This window comes from Neisseria sp. HMSC073G10, assembly GCF_001812605.1.
In the GTDB taxonomy this organism is placed as follows: Bacteria; Pseudomonadota; Gammaproteobacteria; order Burkholderiales; family Neisseriaceae; genus Neisseria; species Neisseria subflava_A.
In genome coordinates this window covers 1-1,999 of sequence record NZ_KV809535.1, presented here as the reverse complement: position 1 = coordinate 1,999, position 1,999 = coordinate 1, and the positions used below count along the sequence as shown (strand labels likewise).

The following is a 1,999-nucleotide window of genomic DNA, read 5'->3' as shown; positions in this document are numbered from 1 at the left end:
GCGGGTTCGAGCCCCGTCCGCCGCGCCATTATTTTAAAATACTGATTCTTCAGTATCTCCCTTTTTCGGGTGATTAGCTCAGTTGGTAGAGCGTCTGCCTTACAAGCAGAATGTCGGCGGTTCGACTCCGTCATCACCCACCACTTTCCTTTTCATTGTCTCTGACAATGAATGCGCGGTGGTAGCTCAGTTGGTTAGAGTACCGGCCTGTCACGCCGGGGGTCGCGGGTTCGAGCCCCGTCCGCCGCGCCATCAAGTTAAAAATAAAAAATACCGGTTTTTACCGGTATTTTTTCGTCTGCACCCTATGCCTTTTTATAAAAAATCCAGCTATTTAAATAATATAAACAGGACAACACAATAAAGCAGACATATGGTTTAAATCCTGAAAGACCATCCATCTCAAGCGGATTCACACCAAACGCTTATTCATCAAATCCCTATATCATCTATTCAAAATAGACATAAATACTTGCCTCCCCTTCTTACACAAAGGCCGTCTGAAAACGTCAATGCATTTTCAGACGGCCTTTTTTAGCTTATCAAGCCTGATACCTAATCATGCAGGAAGCCTTAGCATCAATCCAATGTTCGCCACCGGGCTGAACAATTTTAGACACCAGCTTATCCAAGTCGCGTAAATAATCGGTTGACTTTTGGCTGTTGATAATGACGACAACCAACAACGGCTTTTCGCCCAACCAATACCCAGCCAGTGCGCGGACATCTTTGAGTGTACCGGTTTTGAGGCGCAGGTTTTCACCGGGCTGTTTCAAGCGTGTTTTAAGCGTGCCGTCTTTACCGGCAATCGGCAGCGTACTGATAAACTCGTTTTTAAACGGGCTGAAGTAGGCTTTTTCCAACATTTGCGCCATCATTCGCGCATTGAGCCGTTCTACGCGGGACAGGCCTGAGCCGTTTTCCAACACCAGCCCTTCCGTATTAATACCGGCAACCGTCAGCTCGCTTTTTACGATAGAGGCGGCCTTAGTCTGCGCCAGCTTGTAATCAGACATGTTTCCGGCAAATTTAAGGAAAACCGAACGGGCAATCAGATTATTGGAATGCTTGTTCATATCGGTGAGAATATCGGTAAGCGGTTTGGAGAGATGGCTTGCCAACACATGCGCATCATGAGGAGCGACACCTGTCGTCAGGCCGTCTGAAACCGTGCCGTCTTGTTGACGCCATTGGTTCACAAAACTTTTGCCGACAAATTCTTTCATACTGTACATATTCAGATACAGCTCTTTGCCCAAGCAGCTTTCCGGCAGCTTGCCCGATACGGTCAGCGTATTGTTTTTATAGGAAGTCTTCATGTGGTTTTTTAAAACACTGCACTTCCCTTCCTTATCTTCAAGCGTCAATTTGTTTTGAATGTTCAGATTCGGCAGCGGCGGGTTGGTACGGATGACCAAGCTTCCGTCTTCTTCTTTTTCAGCACGCAGTTCAACGGTTTTATACGCCAACATATTGGGATCGGGCGGTGTCATAAAGCTTTCGGCAGAATCGGAAGCAAAATCATCCGGATTCTTCACATCGCCCCACAGGCTGCGGTCGAGTATCAGATGTCCGTCAATATGGCGTATGCCCTTATCGCGCATCTGTTGCTGCATTTGCACCAGATCATGCTGGTCAAACACAGGATCGCCGCTCCCCACCCAATACACATTGCCTTTCAGCGTATCGCCTTTGATTAGGCCGTTGGTTTTAAACTCGGTTTTCCAACGATAATCGCCGCCCAACATACGAAACGCGGTAAACGCCGTTACCAGCTTCATCGTCGAAGCAGGATTGCGCAATTCATCGGCACGGTGTTCGGCAATCACTTTACCGCTGTCCAATTCCTGCACATAAACGGAAATTTCATTTTCAGGAATACGCCCGAAATCCAAAGCCCATGACGGACAAACCGTCATCATCAGGCTGATTGATAAAATACTTTTTAACTTCATTGTGTTACAAAATCTGAGACCTTTGCAAAATTCCCCAAAATCCC

Annotated in this window: 1 protein-coding gene and 2 tRNA genes; 2 read left to right on the top strand and 1 reads right to left on the bottom strand. The window is 47.0% G+C overall.

Going from position 1 to position 1,999, the window contains the following annotated elements:
* Positions 1-67: 67 nt before the first annotated feature.
* A tRNA-Val gene (locus tag HMPREF2865_RS07475) sits at positions 68-143 on the top strand.
* A 32-nt stretch (positions 144-175) separates the two neighbouring features.
* Positions 176-252 (top strand) — tRNA-Asp (locus HMPREF2865_RS07470).
* Positions 253-542: 290 nt separating this feature from the next.
* Here the strand turns inward: HMPREF2865_RS07470 and dacB are convergent.
* On the bottom strand, positions 543-1,955 hold the full coding sequence (dacB, locus tag HMPREF2865_RS07465) for a D-alanyl-D-alanine carboxypeptidase/D-alanyl-D-alanine endopeptidase (protein WP_070646602.1): 1,413 nt from the start codon (positions 1,953-1,955) through the stop codon (positions 543-545).
* Between the last annotated feature and the right edge of the window lie 44 nt (positions 1,956-1,999).